We start from the raw sequence: 15,649 nt of genomic DNA on the forward strand, positions 1-15,649 counted from the left end.
GACAGTGCCGCTCAACCCCGGTCGCGGGCACGCCAAGTATTTGCGCCGATGTGGCTTCCCGCGCTACACACCAAAGGAGCTGAACTTCTGCGCCCCGGTGCATATATTGGCGTGGTGACTGAACTGCTAGCGGCTCTACTAGGTGCGATCGTCGGTGGCGCCCTCTCTGCTTGGATTGGTTCCCGGCAGACTGCGCGAGTCCTAAAACACGAAACGGATCTGGCCGCTGCCGAGCGACGCGAAGCACAACGTGTCGACGACGACCGTCGACGGACTTTCACTGCTGATCAGCTGATCTCTGCTCTCGCAGACTTCACAACGATGCCTACAGACGATCACGATTGGTCAGCGTCATTCGTTCGAGTCTCCTCCACGGCTGAAGCCCATCGCGACCGGAATGCCCGCGTTTCAACCCTGCTGCAGGCCAGCTCGAGTCACGCACACGCCCTACCCGTGGAGTTACGTCCAAGGTGGGATGCCCTGACATGGATGGTTCGCTTCAACAACTCGCGACAATCAGAACGTGCGTCAGACTTACGACGACGTGACGCCCACGACCTGCTCAACTACATCGAGTACGTGCGTCAGTCCCTGAGCGCGTTGGGCGGAGACCACACAGCACTGCCCCACTTCCCTGCACCTGATGTACGTCGCAAAGGAGACCGCCCCTGGGGCTATGAGCCCGAGGGAAGAGGCGACGAGTTCGATCTCACCCAGTGGCACCGGAGTACGCGCCTGCTTGGCCGAGTCAAGTTCACGACTGGCGAAGAGCGTTGGTACGGGCCCAACGGTCTGGTCGTGGAACTAGCGGATGACCCGAACGACATCGATCAAGCCGGAGACTGACGTAGCTAGAAAGCTGCACGCACGAATGAACCTTGGACCGCGTGACCACTACCTTCAGCACCGCGCGATGCACACACTGTGAGGCTTCGATCGCACAGAAAATACTGAAACCCATGGGCTTAGAGATAGCTCGACTAGGAGACACGGTCCGGTCCGCTGCTGGGTGTGCCAAGCCTACTCAGCCAGGACGAGACCACCAGTCGCTGCTGGGAGCCTCCTGCGACGGCACCTAAAATCCATCGCCCTAGAGGCAGCCGTGACGTTCGACGACTGATGCTCCCTTATCGTTGACTCAACTTCCAGCGTTCCACCTCAGGCCAACTGCTAAGCAGCAGCATGACGAAGCAGCAAAGCAGGATCCACACGTGCCGCCAGGCAAGACGTAGAGCAGGATCGAAACGTGAACAGATCGAATCGGGCCGACACTGAGGCTCTCTCCCAACGCGCACGGCACTCTGAAGTTTCCTCGCGTTGGTCAATGATAATTGCGGCACTTTCCCTGGTTGTGAGCGTCCTCACAGTCCTAAACGGCACGGGTCGACAGAGCACGTTTGAGTCGCGAAGGCAAGTATGCTTAGAGTCCCTTACTACATATTCGGGGACTATGTACGAGATCTTAGTGACCCAAGGGATTGTCAATGACAATCTCCAAGGTCGATTTAGATCCGAAGCCGCAGCGGCCGAGATAAGTTGTTTCGATGGTGGATTACTACTACGAGATTCGGAGTGGTTCAACTGCTGGAGATCTAACATCATTTTTCTCGACACGTACATCGGTGGGCGCGACGACGAGTTCGCGGATATCGATATCTCTCCGTTGGACCCAGAAGAGTTCTCGAACGTGCGGATACGAATGCAAATAGAGGCCATAAATGCGGCATTTGAAGTTGTGATTGAAGCGGATGGTCCTGCGCTTATAAGCTGGTTCGATCCAAGCCCCAAGGTTCCGACAGCCTGGCCCAGTCAGAACGCACCAAACCCCGACGCCTGCCAGGCGCCAGTATTTCCACCACCCGGGGAATCCAGTGAATAAACCCTAATAAAACTGAACAAAATTGCAGTCGAAGCCCCTTAGGCTGCGTTCAGTTTAATGATCGCATCAAAAAACGCGGTCTTGAGCTTGCCGCCCTTGAACATCCGATCCATGGCCGTCTTGCCATCGTCCATCTTGCGTACCTCCTGATATAGCAGCTTGTGCAAGTCGGTAAGCATAGCCTCGGACGGTTTCTGCTTGAGGTTAGGGGTAGGTATCTTCTGGAAGTCTCCAAGAATCTTCACACCGGCGGCACGCAAGACATAGCCCGAGACCAGGTAATATCGAGCATTGGTGGAATCATCAGCGATCGCCTTTGCTGGAGATGAGCGTAGGTAGTCGTCTACTGCGTCCACTACTGAGAGAGCCTTAGAGTAGAGTTCCTCGGGTTCGTTCGGCTCGAAAACCTTATTCCATCCGGCGCTGGTTCCAAGCAGCGAGGTGGGGCGAGCTCGCGCCGTGTCGGGCTGCAGTAGGCGGTAGGCCATCACCGCTTGACCCACCTCCGTCATGTTGCGGATCCTGCTCGCGGCCACCTTCACCCCGCGGTACTGGTAGCGTCGGCGCTCGTAGTACCAACCCGACGCGCGAAGAAACTCTTCGATGCGCAGCTGCTTCTCCTCGTTCGCGTGGAGTTGGAGACTCGCGATTGCGGTCTGATTGTTAGTTCCGCTGATGATCGCCTCGCGGACGTCGGCGTCGGACTCGGTGATGACTCGCACAAGAACGGATTGACCAAGCCGCTTGCGGGTGATGGCCCCTGCAATATCTTGCGCGTGGATGACATGTGAAGTCTGGAGGCCGTTCACGATTAATGGATTTGTCAGCAACCATTCCAATTCGAGTGGATCCTCAGCCTTGTCTGCGATGATCGTTATCCCGTTGTTGAGCCACCAAAACAGCGACTCTGTATCGCTCGCAAGCGTTTTGCCAATCGCATCATTCACTCGAATATTCGCTCCAGCGTAATCTCTCACATTGACGGCAAACATCTCATCTCTGATCACCTTGGACTTCTGGTGTCGGAGAAACTTGAGATACTCCTTGACAGTGACCAGGCCTACGAGGGCATTCGCCTCACGGATCGGTAGTTTAGTTAACACGAGCTTTGCTTTGAAGTCAGTACCTAGGCGCAGGCGTGTGACAACCTCCGCGTCGCCGACATACTCCACAATCGTGGTACTTCCGGTCGGCAGACTGCTTACAAGCCACGACTTGAGCTGTCGCGCTTTCGTCTTCATGTAGGCGTTTACATCTGATTGCTTTGCGAATGTGGCGTAATGGACGTGAAAATGTACAACTGGCGCAAGCATGGCAATTTTGGATCGCAATTTTCGCCATGTCATCGCTTTCTCGACAACGTCTTCGTTCAGTGGGAACGCCCTGAGGTCGGCCGCCGACTGATTGTTGTCGAACATAGCCCTCAGCGCGCTCTCAATCTTTGGGAATACGTTCGTGTCCCAGCTTGATTCTTTCTTTGACTGGACAATCACCACATCTAGAGATAGCCCGGCCTGGAGTCCATCCAGAGCACTCTTTCGATTAGTCAGTCGTGGCGAATCGGACTCCACCAGTTCGCGACGATTCAGGAAGAGGTAGAACCCGTCTATTCCGCCGTCGTCACTCGCAGACACGAGGCCTCGCTCCAGATCTGCGGGGCTGGGACCGTAGTGTTTTAGGAGCAGGCTGATGGTGAATCGCTCAAAGCCATCATCGTCTGACAACTTCGGGTAGTTGGCTGCCTTAAATTGACTAAAGCTGTCTTTTGCGATGACCTGATCGGGGGAGTCACTCATTGGGCCACCCTATCGACCAGCCGCACCGCACGGCGGGTCACAGGTGGTTCCGTTTGTCGTGCGCAGGGTCGTCTCACAACCCTAGGGTTTCGCGACCACCTACATGAGACACCGAACCGGCGGAGTGGGTGGCGGAGCCTTGCGGGAGTCGGATTCTCAAAACTATGTTTCACAACCGGCTCACCGTTGACGTGTCGCAGGGGTCGGTTTCGTGACACGTCTCGTGCCTGAACGACCAAGCTCATCGGCTGCGCCCGCGTCTCGACCCGACACCAGGACGCTGACCGCCAAGAAGTCGATCTGCGCGCAACCGGTGTCCGTGCCAATGACCGCTACGTGATCGGGGAGCTTCGGGCGTGAACGCCTCCCGACCAGCACTCAATGATGCGTTACGGGCGCTCGCGCGCGCAGACAGCTTCGTGGTGGCGACTCTTGATCGCCTTGATAGTCTCGGCTGCTCGACCGGCAACATGCGCACGGTCGCCGAAGAACTCCGCGACGAAGGAGTTGCGTGGCGGGTCTTGAGCCTGGGCGGGGGAAACGTGGACACATCGACCCCGATGGGGTCGATGGTGTTTACCGTGCTGGCGGCCGTCGTGCAGATGGAGTTCGAGATGAAGCGTGAACGCGTCCTCGACTCGATCAACAGACGACGAGCGGCTGGTTCCGACCTGGGCGGGCGCCAGGTGAAGATCAGCGAAAGCCAACTCAACAACTCCACCCCCCCCTCGTCGCCGCGGACGTTCCGGTCGCGGAGGTCGCGGATCGTACGCGAGCGCAGCACTCGACCTCGGCGCCGCCGCCGGGCCAGTCCTGGGGATCTTCGCCCTCGAGACCGGAGCGGGCGACGTCGGCCCGGTCTGGGCAGCTCCCGTCCTCACCGCACTGGCCCTCTGGGTAGCGGCACTGCGCCGCAGGGACTCGCTCGGTGGATGACAGCATGGCCGGGCGGCGACAAACCGCGACGCCCCACGGGTGTGGACGTCGCCAACGGACCCCGTCGTCGACGGCTCCTGGTTGGCCCTCGGATCGCACTCCGAGTTGCGTGACCGTCACTGGTACCCGCTGGTGGGCTGACCTGTCGGCACCTGCCGGGTTGTGCCGAGGGCGGGGGAGACCGCGCTGTGTCCCTCTTGCGTGATCGTCTAAGTTTATCCGGTGATGATGATGTCGAGGTGGGCCGCCTGTGCGCTCCTCGTGTCGTTTGCCGCGGGGATCCTCGCCGCGGTGCTCGCAACCATCCGCCTCGACTGGGCCATGGGTCTGGCGACACTGACCGCGCTCGCGGCGGCGTGGGCGACGGTCTGGCTGGTCCTGAAGGACCACGAGCGCGATCGGAAGCGGCTCGAGGAGGTCACGGAGCTCAGCACGAGGCGCGCCGACCAGGCATCGGTGCTCAGCCACGAGCTGCGCACCCCGCTTGCCGTCATCCAGGGGGCCGGTGAGCTGCTCGCCGAGGAACGCGCGGGTCCGCTCACCGAGAAGCAGGCGGTGTTCGTGCACCGCATCGTCGACAACGCGGTCCGCATGCACAACTTCTCGGAGCAGCTGCTCACCCGCGCTCGTCTCGAGGCTGGCCTCGTGTCGATCGAACGCACGTGGGTGGACCTCCGCGTCCTGTTCCGCGGCGTCGTGGAGGAGCTGTCCGAGATCTCCGACGTCACGGTGGTGTTGGATGCGCCCGGCGCCCCGGTCAGCGCGTTCGTCGACCCGCAGCTCACCCGCCAGGTCATCACGAACCTCGTCAACAACGCGGCGAGGAGCGAATCCACCGGCGGGCGCGTGGAGGTGCGTATCGTTCCAGGAGACGACGAGGTCATGATCTCCGTCAGCGACGGGGGAACCGGGATGAGCGAGACGCAGCGGGAGCGGCTCTTCAGTCGCTTCTCGAGCGGCCGGCCGCTCGGCAACGGAACCGGAATCGGGCTCTTCATCTCGCAGCAGTTCGTGGAGCTGCAGGGCGGGCGCATCCACGTCGACACGATCTCCGGGAAAGGGACGACCATGATGTTCACGCTGCCGCTCGCCGACCCGTCGCTTCGACGGCGGCGCCGATGACCGCGCCGAACAGCCTCGCCTTCGTCGTCGATGATGAACCCGCGATGCTCGACATCGTCACCTTCGCGCTCGAGACGCAGGGGTTCACCACGGAGTCGTTCCGTTCGGCCGAGGCAGCCTGGTCCGCCCTCGAGCGCTCCCGCCCCGACCTCGTGGTGCTCGACATCATGCTGCCTGGCATCTCGGGCATCTTGCTCTGCCAGCGCATCAAGTCGCGCTGGGACGTGCCCGTCATGCTCGTCACGGCGAAGGGCGAGGTCTCCGACCGCATCGCCGGGCTGGAGGCGGAGGCCGACGACTACGTCGCGAAGCCGTTCCACCCCCGCGAGCTCGCCCTTCGAGCGCAGCGGCTGGTGCGGCGCACGGACTCGTCACGCGTCGTCGTCACCGCGGGTGTCCGTCTTGAGCTCGACCCCGCGAGCCACGACGTGATCGTCGGGACCGAGCGGGTGTCGCTCACCAACACCGAGTACAAGCTGCTGGCCGCCCTCATCTCGCATCCGAATTCGCCGCTCGACTTCTCGCAGCTGCTGCTCATGTGCTGGGGTGAGTACGACCGCCACGGAGACCGGGAGATGATCAAGGCGGCGATCTACCGGATGCGCCACAAGCTCGAAGCCGCCGTGCCTGGCAGCGCCGCGGCCATCGAGAGCGTGCGAGGCACCGGCTACCTGCTCCGCGCCGACCGCTGACGGCTGGCGACGCCCGCCAAGCCCAGGTGAGCCCGGGTCCCGCAGCGGCTCGGTGACGAAGCTGTCACCGAGCATCACCAAGCTGTCACGGACGGATGCCCGTCCCGCTCCTAGCGTTGGCATCGTCAGCCACAGCGTCCTGATGCTCGACAGCACGGAAACAAGAACAAAGGAGTTCTCCAGCATGCAACGCAAAATGCTTCCTCTCGCAGTAGCGGCAACCGCCGCCACTGCTCTCCTCGCCGGTTGCTCGGCGGGTGCAGGCACTGAAGCTGGCGGCTCGAGTGAACCCGTCACGTTCATCTGCAGCCCGCAGGAGGACTGGTGCCAGCTCATCGCCGCCGAGTTCACGGCCGCGTCCGGCATCCCCGCCAACTACGTCCGCCTGAGCGGCGGCGAAGCGGTCGCCCGCCTCAGCGCGACCGGCGAGACTCCTGAGTTCGACGCGTGGTTCGGTGGAGGCGCCGAAGGACACCTCGCGGCCGACGAGTCGGGCCTGCTTGAGCCGTACACCTCCCCGAATGCGGAGCAGATCCCCGACGAGTACAAGGACGCCGACGGCACCTGGACCGGCGTCTACGTCGGTGCGCTGAGCTTCTGCTCGAACACGGACGTGCTCGAGGAGATCGGCGCCGAGGCTCCCACCTCGTGGGAGGACCTGCTCGACCCCAAGTTCAAGGGCAACATCGCGATGGCGCACCCCGGAACGTCAGGCACGGCCTACCAGGCGCTGTGGACCGAGGTCGAGCTGAACGACGGCGACCAGGATGCGGCGATCGACTTCTTCGGGAAGCTCCACTCGAACATCCTCCAGTACTCGAAAAGCGGCAGCGCACCCGGCCAGATGGCGGGCCGCGGCGAGGTCGCCACGGGCGTGATCTTCGCCCAGGATTGCCAGAAGTTCGTGAACGAGGGCTTCACGAACCTCGAGACGACGTTCCCGTCAGAGGGAACCGGCTACGAGGTCGGGGCCGTCTCCCTCATCAAGAACGCCAAGAACCCGGAAGGCGCCAAGGCGTTCATCGACTGGAGCCTGACGGCCGAGGCGCAGGACCTCGCTGCGACGGTCGGCAGCTACAGCGTGCCGACGAACCCCGATGCGACGATCACCGAGGACATGGTCGACTTCGACACGCTCAAGCTCGTGCACGCCGACATCGACGCCGCAGGCAAGGCGCGCAACGAGCTCACGGGACGGTTCGACGCGGAGGTGGCGCCTGCTCCGAAGGAGTAGAAGCGCAGACGAACAATGACCTCCACACTCGAAGCAGTCGCGGGCGGCGTCACGCCGCCCGCGACCCCGGCCGCCCCCAGGCGCGGCAAGCGCCCGGCTCCACGAACGCGAGCACGCGCCGATCGCAGCGTCGTGATCCTCGGCCTCGCCGTCGCCCTCGTCCTCATGCTGCTCATCGGCTACCCGGTGGTGAGCCTCCTCTCCGCGGCCTTCGCCCCGGACGGCCTCGCCGTGCTCGGCAGCATCGTCACCGACCCCGTCAACCACCGCATCATCCTCAACACCCTCACCCTCGGACTGATCGTCGGCGTGATCGGGACGATCATCGGCTTCCTGTTCGCCTTCGCCCAGGTGCGGGTCGCGTTCCGTGGGAAGCGCGCACTCCACCTGCTCGCGATGGTCCCGATCGTCGCACCGCCTTTCGCGGTCGCGACCGCCGTGATCACGCTCTTCGGGCGCAACGGCGCGATCAGCAACGGCATCTTCGGCATCAAGGGTGACATCTACGGCCTCACCGGCCTCGTTATCGTCCTCTCCCTCTCCTTCTTCCCCGTCGCCTACATGAACTTCCGGGGCATGCTCGAGTCCCTCGACCCGAGCCTCGACGAGGCCGCCGCCGGTCTCGGCGCGAGCAAGCTCAAGGTGTTCTTCTCCGTCACCATCCCCATGCTCGTACCGGGCTTCGCGGGCTCCTTCCTGCTGCTGTTCGTGGAGTCGATCGCCGACCTCGCCAACCCGCTCGTCCTCGGCGGCGACTACACGGTGCTCGCCAGCAGGGCGTACCTCGCCGTCACAGGTGACTACAACACGAGTGCCGGCGCCGCCTACTCGCTCACGATCCTCGTCCCGGCCCTCCTCGTGTTCCTCGTGCAGCGCTACTGGGTGTCGAAGAGGAGCGTCGTGACCGTGACCGGGAAGCCGACCGGGCGATCCGAGCAGATCACCGCCGCGAGCATCCGCGTGCCCATCCTCCTGCTCGTCGGCTCGATCAGCGCGCTCATCGTCACCATCTACCTGACCGTGCTGTCCGGCGGCTTCATGAAGGTGCCAGGCGTCAACAACGAGTTCACCCTCGAGCACTTCCAGTTCGTGCTCACGGGCATCGGCTCGAAGGCGATGACCGACACCGCCACCCTGGCCCTCATCGCAGCACCCATCGCGGGTGTGCTCGGGATGCTCATCGCCTGGCTCGTGGTGCGCAAGCTTCGGCGTACGGCCGGCATCCTCGACTTCGTCGGGATGCTCGGGCTCGCCGTGCCTGGCACGGTGCTCGGCATCGGCTACGCGCTCAGCTACATCACGCCCACGACCATCTTCGGCGTGCAGATCCTGCCCGCGCTCGCGGGAGGCAGCGCCGCCTTCGCCGGTGGCATCGCGATCGTCATGGTCTACATCACGAGGTCGCTGCCGTCCGGTCAGCGCTCGGGCATCGCAGCGCTGAACCAGATCCACCCCGCCATCGAGGAGGCCTCAACCTCGCTCGGCGCGGGCTCTGGCACGACCTTCCGCAAGGTCACGCTGCCGCTCATCCAGTCGGCGCTCCTCACCGGCCTCACGTTCGCGTTCGCGCGGTCGATGACAACCCTGTCGCCCATCGTGTTCCTGACCACGCCCGGCATCAAGATCATGACCTCGCAGATCCTCGCCGAGGTCGACTCCGGCCGATTCGGGAACGCGTTCGCGTACTGCACGGTGCTGATCCTCATCGTGCTGACGCTCATCCTCATCATCAACTTCCTCGTCCGAAAGGTGATCTTCCGTGGTCGCACACACCGTCGTTGACTCCGTCGAAGGCCTCGCCGAGGCCGTCGGCATCGACCCAGAGGCCGCGCTCGGCCGCATCACGCTCCGCAAGCTGACGAAGCGGTACGGCGCGAAAGCGGACGACCCGCTCGCGGTCGACTCCATCGACCTGGAGATCGAGCCGGGCGAGTTCATCACCCTCCTCGGCCCGTCCGGCTGCGGCAAGACCTCGACGCTGCGCATGATCGCCGGCTTCGAGGAGCCGACCTCCGGCGAGCTGGAACTCGACGGTGCGGACATGATCCGCGTCGCCCCCAACCAGCGGCCCATGTCGATGGTGTTCCAGTCGTACGCGCTGTTCCCGCACCTGTCGGTGCGCGAGAACGTCTCCTACGGCCTCAAGCTCAAGAAGATGCCGGCGGCGCGGATGCGCGAGGAGGTCGACACCGTCCTCACGATCATGAACCTCATGAACTTCGCCGACCGTGCCCCGCACCAGCTCTCGGGCGGCCAGCAGCAGCGTGTCGCCCTCGCCAGGGCCCTCGTCATGCGCCCGAAGGTGCTGCTCTTCGACGAGCCCCTGTCGAACCTCGACGCGAAGCTGCGCGTGCTCATGCGCAACGAGATCCGGCGCCTCCAGCGTCGCCTCGGCATCACGAGCATCTTCGTCACCCACGATCAGGACGAGGCGATGACCCTCTCCGACCGGATCGTCGTGATGAACCGGGGCCGGATCGAGCAGGTGGATGTGCCGGACACCGTCTACCGGCGTCCAGAGTCGGTCTTCGTCGCCGACTTCATCGGCCGGGCCACCTTCCTCGACGCGACCCTGCTCGCCGAGCCCACGGACGGCCGGGCTCGCGTCGTCGCGCTCGGGCGCGAGTTCGAGACCGACTGCCAGGACGGGGTCACGATCGACACGGAGGTGCTGCTCATGATCAGGCCCGAGTCGGTTCGCCTCTCGGAGCGGGTGGATGCGGCAGACGTGCACGGGGACATCGGTCGCGTGCTCAACGCGATCTTCCACGGCGACAGCGTCGAGTACGAGATCGAGACGGACACCGGCACCATCGTCGCGCAGGTGTCCGACCCGTCCGTCGAGGACATCCTCCGGCCCATGGACTGCGTCCGCGTCAGCATCGCGCCTGACCGCGGGTGGCTGCTGCCGAAGACCGACTACGAGGAGGACGCCGCGGCGGCGCACTAGTCACGTCGGCACCGTGAACTCGGGCCGTCTGCTCCTCTCGGAGCCGGCGGCCCGATTTCTGTCGTGGCGCTCACGTGCGCCTCCCGGGCGAGGTCCTTGCCCGTATCCGAACGGCTATAGTCGCGATCATGGAGCCAGAAGACACCTCGCCCGTTGGCATGGCCGGCATCGCCGCCGCCGCGGGCGTCTCCGTCTCCACCGTCTCCCGGGCGCTCAGCGGCGTGCCCGGCGTCTCCACGGCGAAGCGCGCGGAGATCCGCAGGATCGCGCGGGCCCAGGGGTACCTGGCCGACGACGTCGGCCGAGAGCAGAACCGGGACGCCCGAACCGCGGGGCGGATCACGGCCGTCATCCCGGAACCCGACCGCTGGGTCTTCGGCTCCATCCTCGCCGGGCTCCACGACGTGCTCACCCCGACGGGCGCGACGCTCACCGTCTATCAGGGGCTCTCCGGGCGTGAACGGGCCAAGCTCTTCGAAGCCACCGCGCTCTCCCGCAGCAGTGACGTCGTGGTGCTCGTGCCGATGCCGCATCGCATGCCGGTCCCTGACGTGCGGCGCCTCGGCGTTCCCGTCGTCGTGGCTGGATCCGTCGTCGAGGGCGTCGCGAGCGTCGGCATCGACGACGTCGTCGTCGGCCAGCAGGCCACGAACTCCCTCATCAACGGCGGATGCACGAGCATCGTCTACGCGTCGAGCACCGACCACGAGGGCACGCCAGGCAACGCCTCCCGCCGCCGAGCCGAGGGCTTCGAGTCGCGCATGCAGCGAGCCGGACTCGACCCGAGCTGGCAGGTGCAGGTGCCGTTCGGCCCCACGGCGGGCCAGGTCGCCGCGGAGCAGCTGCTGGCCGGGGAGCGCCTGCCCGATGCGGTCTTCGCGTCGTCCGACGACCTCGCCTCCGGCATGATGTCCGCGTTCCGCAAGGCCGGGGTGCGCATCCCCGAGGACCTCTCGATCATCGGCGTCGACGACAGCCCCATCGCGAGCCTCATGCACCTCACCACGATCGCGCAGCCTGCACGCCAGCAAGGACACCTCGCGGCATCAATGGCGTTGCGTGCCCTGCAGGGTGACCCGCCGAGCGAGGCGGTCACGCTCGAGACGCGCCTCGTCATCCGCGAATCGACGGGGCACCCGACCGCGAGATAGCGCGCGCTTCGCGGTCTTGCGGGTGGTTCCGGCCAGTTGCGCAAAGGCACGCAACAGTCACGCAAGCGCCCCGAATCGCGTCGGCCCCGGTCCTAGGCTTCTGCCGATGCGTACTGAATCCAACGGCGGCTTCCAGCAGAGCACCGTCTACCAGATCTACCCGAAGTCCTTCCTCGACTCCACGGGTAGCGGCGTCGGCGACCTCCGCGGTGTGATCCGGAAGATCCCGTACATCGCGTCGCTCGGCGTGGACATGGTCTGGTTCAACCCGTTCTTCGCGTCGCCGCAGGCTGACAACGGCTACGACATCTCCGACTACTACCGCATCGACCCCGAGATGGGCACGATGGCGGACTTCGAGGAGCTCGTCGCCGGCCTCAGGGCAGCGGGCATCGACGTCATGCTCGACATGGTGCTCAACCACACGTCCACTGAGCACGAGTGGTTCCAGCGTGCGCTCGCGGGCGAGGACGAATACCGCGACTTCTACTTCGTGCGGCCGGCGGGCGCCGACGGCGGCCCCCCGAACAACTGGGTGTCCAAGTTCGGGGGAGCGGCGTGGGACCGCTTCGGCGACACCGACGAGTACTACCTGCATCTCTTCGACCGCACCCAGGCGGACCTCAACTGGCACAACCCACGAGTGCGCAGCGAGATGGCCAAGATCGTCGAGTTCTGGCGGCTCAAGGGCGTGCGCGGGTTCCGCTTCGACGTCATCAACCTCATCTCCAAGCCCATCGACCTGCCCTCGGCGCCCGAGGGTGCCGACGACCGGTACATGTACACCGACGGCGAGCTCGTCACGACGTTCCTGCGCGAGCTGGCGGAGGCCTCCTACGGGAAGGACGCCGGATGCGTCACGGTCGGCGAGATGTCCTCGACCTCGATCGAGCGGTGCGTCGAGTACTCGCATCCCGAATCCGGGGCCCTCTCCATGGTGTTCAACTTCCACCACCTCAAGGTCGACTACATCGACGGCAAGAAGTGGTCGGTCGGGCGCTTCGAGCTCGACGAGCTGCGCCGTGTGCTCATGGAGTGGGCCGACGGCATGCAGGCTGGCGGCGGCTGGAACGCGCTGTTCTGGAACAACCACGACCAGCCTCGCGCGCTCAACCGCTTCGGTGACGCGGGCCGGTTCCGGGTCGAGTCGGCGATGATGCACGCCACGCTCCTGCACCTGTTCCGCGGCACGCCGTACGTGTACATGGGGGAGGAGATCGGAATGACCGACCCCGAGTACACGTCGATCGACGACTACGTCGACGTCGAGGCGATCAACGCGCACACGGCGCTTGTCGGCACCGGCCTGTCCGACGAGGACGCACTGCAGGTCGTCCGCGCGAAGGCCAGAGACAACGCCCGCACCCCCATGCAGTGGGAGCCCGGCCCAACTGCCGGCTTCACCTCGGGCACGCCGTGGCTCCGGCCCACGAACGCCGAGCTCATCAACGTGGCTGCCGAGGAGCGAAACGGGCGCATCCTGCCCTACTACCGCCGGCTCATCGAGCTGCGGAAGGCGCACCCCGTCATCAGCCACGGCAAGATAGCCGGGTATTCGCCAGAGCACCCGCACGTCTTCGCCTACGAGCGCACGCTCGGCGAGACGCGCCTGCTCGTCCTCGCGAACTTCCTCGACAGCCCCACGCGCATCGACGTGCCGGCCGAGTTCACTTCGGGTCGCGTGCTCATCTCCACCATCGACCGCGCCGCCACGCCGAGCTCGCCCGACGTCGAGCTCTCGCCGTACGAGGCACTCGCGATCCTCCTCGAACCTTCCGAAAGCTAGGAGCAGCAATGTCCCAGACCGAACTCAGCGGAGGCATCGTCGCGCCGCTCGCCGGCACGATGGTCGCCATCACCGATGTCCCAGACCCCATGTTCGCCTCGAAGGCCATGGGCGACGGGTTCGCCGTCGCGCCGAACGCAGACGATGTCGTCGCGCCGTGCAGCGGAACCGTCATCATGGTCGCCAAGACCGCGCACGCCTTCGGCATCCGCACCGACGACGGCCTCGAGGTGCTTGTGCACATGGGCATCGACACGGTCGAGCTCGAGGGCGCGCCCTTCGCGATGCACGTCGACGTCGACGACCGCGTCGAGGCCGGGCAGCCGCTCGGGCGCATGGATCTCGCTGCCGTCGAAGCCGCGGGCAAGAGCACCATGACCATGGTGATCTTCCTCAACCTGGCCCAGAAGAAGGGCTCCGTCGAAGCCGCGACCGGCCCCATCGGGCTCGGCGAGCGGGCTGCGACCCTCGACATCCCCGAGCAGGATGCGGATGCGCCAGCGGCGGCGCCAGCGGCAACGGCAACCACGGAGGCGTCAGCGCAGAGCGCGGCTTCGCCCGCGACTGCGAAGACCGCCGTGGCCACCGGGCACCCCTCCGGCGCGACTGGATTCGACGCCCTCGCCTACGACATCGTCGAGGGAATCGGCGGCAAGGACAACATCCGCAACGTCGTCCACTGCATCACCCGCGTTCGCTTCACGCTGAAGGACACGGAAGCGGCCAACGACGACCTCGTCAAGAACCTCGATGGCGTCATCGACGTCATCAAGGCCGGCGGCCAGTATCAGGTCGTCATCGGCCCGGCCGTGGAAGACGTCTACGACGCCGTGGTCCGTGTCATCGGCGGCACGGGGGAGGCGTCGCCTGACGACGAGCCAGCCGAGCGGCCGACGACCATCGTCGGGTGGTTCCAGTTCGGCTTCAGCTCGCTCATCGGCGTCATCACCGGCTCGATGATCCCCGTGATCGGGCTGCTCGCCGCATCCGGAATCCTGAAGGGCATCCTGGCCCTGCTGACGCAGTTCGGGGTCGTCGAGAGCGACAGCTCGACCTACGCGCTCATCGACGCGATGTCGTCGTCGATGTTTTACTTCCTGCCCATCATCATCGGGTTCACGGCGGCACGCAGGTTCGGCTCCGACCCCATCATCGTCGCCATCATCGGCGGCGTGCTCGTGTTCCCCTCGGTCGTCTCGATGTCGGACCCTGCGGCCGATGGCTACACGGTCGTCAGCCAGCTCGGCAACACGATCTTCAACGCCGACTTCTTCGGCATCCCCGTGGCGCTGCCGCAGGGCAACGCCTACGCGTACTCGATCTTCCCGATCATCGTCGCCGCCTACCTCGCGTCGCTGCTCGAGCCGCAGCTCAAGAAGTACATTCCGGCGGTCGTGCGGATGATCTTCGCACCGCTGCTCGAGGTCTTCATCATCTCGACCGTCATGCTCGTGGTCTTCGGCCCCATCATCATGACCATCTCGGGCGGCATCGCGAACGGCATCAACGGCGTGCTCGAGGTCAACTACGCGATCGCTGGCCTCATCATCGGCGCCCTCTACCAGTGCCTCGTCATCTTCGGCCTGCATTGGGCGGTCATCCCGCTCGTCGCCTCGCAGATCGCGATCGACGGCTCGTCGCCGCTCAACGCGATCATCTCGGCGACCATGGTGGCGCAGGGTGGCGGCGCGCTGGCGATCTGGATCCGCACGCGCAGCCAGAAGATCAAGACCCTCGCGGGCCCCGCGACCATCTCGGCGTTTTGCGGCATCACGGAACCGGCGATGTACGGCTTGAACCTCAAATACGGTCGGGTCTTCATCACCGCGTCCGCCGGTGGCGCGGTCGGCGGCTTCCTCACGGGGCTCATGGATGTGAACATGTACGGCTTCACGGGAGCGTTCGTCGGCTTCCCGTCGTTCGTGAACCCTGCAGGGCTCGACCACAGCTTCTTCGGATTCCTCATCGCCTCCACGGCTGCACTCGTGGTCTCGTTCACGCTCACCTACTTCTTCGGGTACAGCGACAACGACCTCGAGACGGAACGCGCCGTCAAGAAGGTTCGCCTCGGGAAGCGCGAGCCCGCGGGCGTCTAGAGTTCCC

At 64.7% G+C, this 15,649-nt stretch carries 9 protein-coding genes and 2 pseudogenes; 10 read left to right on the top strand and 1 reads right to left on the bottom strand.

Going from position 1 to position 15,649, the window contains the following annotated elements; all coding sequences use genetic code 11:
* Positions 1–1,917: 1,917 nt before the first annotated feature.
* Positions 1,918–3,675, bottom strand: a complete 1,758-nt coding sequence (locus HDC34_RS06455; RefSeq protein ID WP_179556289.1) for an AIPR family protein — start codon at positions 3,673–3,675, stop codon at positions 1,918–1,920.
* 356 nt (positions 3,676–4,031) lie between these two features.
* On the opposite strand from HDC34_RS06455, the pseudogene HDC34_RS18275 reads away from it, so the two are divergent.
* The 10 genes and pseudogenes from HDC34_RS18275 to HDC34_RS06500 all read left to right on the top strand — a co-directional run.
* A pseudogene (locus tag HDC34_RS18275) lies at positions 4,032–4,280 on the top strand (recombinase family protein); the annotation flags it as partial.
* A 157-nt stretch (positions 4,281–4,437) separates the two neighbouring features.
* Positions 4,438–4,611, top strand: a pseudogene (locus HDC34_RS18280) (Cmx/CmrA family chloramphenicol efflux MFS transporter); the annotation flags it as partial.
* A 291-nt stretch (positions 4,612–4,902) separates the two neighbouring features.
* Positions 4,903–5,733: a sensor histidine kinase KdpD gene (locus HDC34_RS06465; protein ID WP_179556290.1), complete on the top strand. Its 831-nt coding sequence runs from the start codon at positions 4,903–4,905 to the stop codon at positions 5,731–5,733.
* Positions 5,730–6,425, top strand: coding sequence for a response regulator transcription factor (locus HDC34_RS06470; RefSeq protein ID WP_179556291.1), 696 nt, complete (start codon positions 5,730–5,732; stop codon positions 6,423–6,425). Before HDC34_RS06465 ends, HDC34_RS06470 begins: the two co-directional genes overlap by 4 nt.
* Before the next feature lie 184 nt (positions 6,426–6,609).
* Positions 6,610–7,659, top strand: coding sequence for an ABC transporter substrate-binding protein (locus HDC34_RS06475; RefSeq protein ID WP_218854908.1), 1,050 nt, complete (start codon positions 6,610–6,612; stop codon positions 7,657–7,659).
* Positions 7,660–7,674: 15 nt separating this feature from the next.
* Positions 7,675–9,441, top strand: a complete 1,767-nt coding sequence (locus tag HDC34_RS06480) for an iron ABC transporter permease (RefSeq protein WP_179556292.1) — start codon at positions 7,675–7,677, stop codon at positions 9,439–9,441.
* The gene (locus HDC34_RS06485) at positions 9,419–10,609 is read left to right on the top strand and encodes an ABC transporter ATP-binding protein (RefSeq protein ID WP_258068256.1); all 1,191 of its coding nucleotides are present in this window, start codon (positions 9,419–9,421) and stop codon (positions 10,607–10,609) included. The genes HDC34_RS06480 and HDC34_RS06485 overlap by 23 nt, the downstream gene beginning before the upstream one ends.
* Positions 10,610–10,737: 128 nt before the next feature.
* Positions 10,738–11,760: a LacI family DNA-binding transcriptional regulator gene (locus tag HDC34_RS06490; RefSeq protein ID WP_104312528.1), complete on the top strand. Its 1,023-nt coding sequence runs from the start codon at positions 10,738–10,740 to the stop codon at positions 11,758–11,760.
* A gap of 106 nt (positions 11,761–11,866) precedes the next feature.
* Complete coding sequence (locus HDC34_RS06495) at positions 11,867–13,546, top strand: alpha,alpha-phosphotrehalase (RefSeq protein WP_179556293.1); 1,680 nt, start codon at positions 11,867–11,869, stop codon at positions 13,544–13,546.
* An 8-nt stretch (positions 13,547–13,554) separates the two neighbouring features.
* Positions 13,555–15,642: a PTS glucose transporter subunit IIABC gene (locus HDC34_RS06500; RefSeq protein ID WP_179556294.1), complete on the top strand. Its 2,088-nt coding sequence runs from the start codon at positions 13,555–13,557 to the stop codon at positions 15,640–15,642.
* Positions 15,643–15,649 lie beyond the last annotated feature (7 nt).

Origin of the sequence: Pseudoclavibacter sp. JAI123 (genome assembly GCF_013409665.1) — a bacterium.
Lineage (GTDB): Bacteria > Actinomycetota > Actinomycetes > Actinomycetales > Microbacteriaceae > Pseudoclavibacter.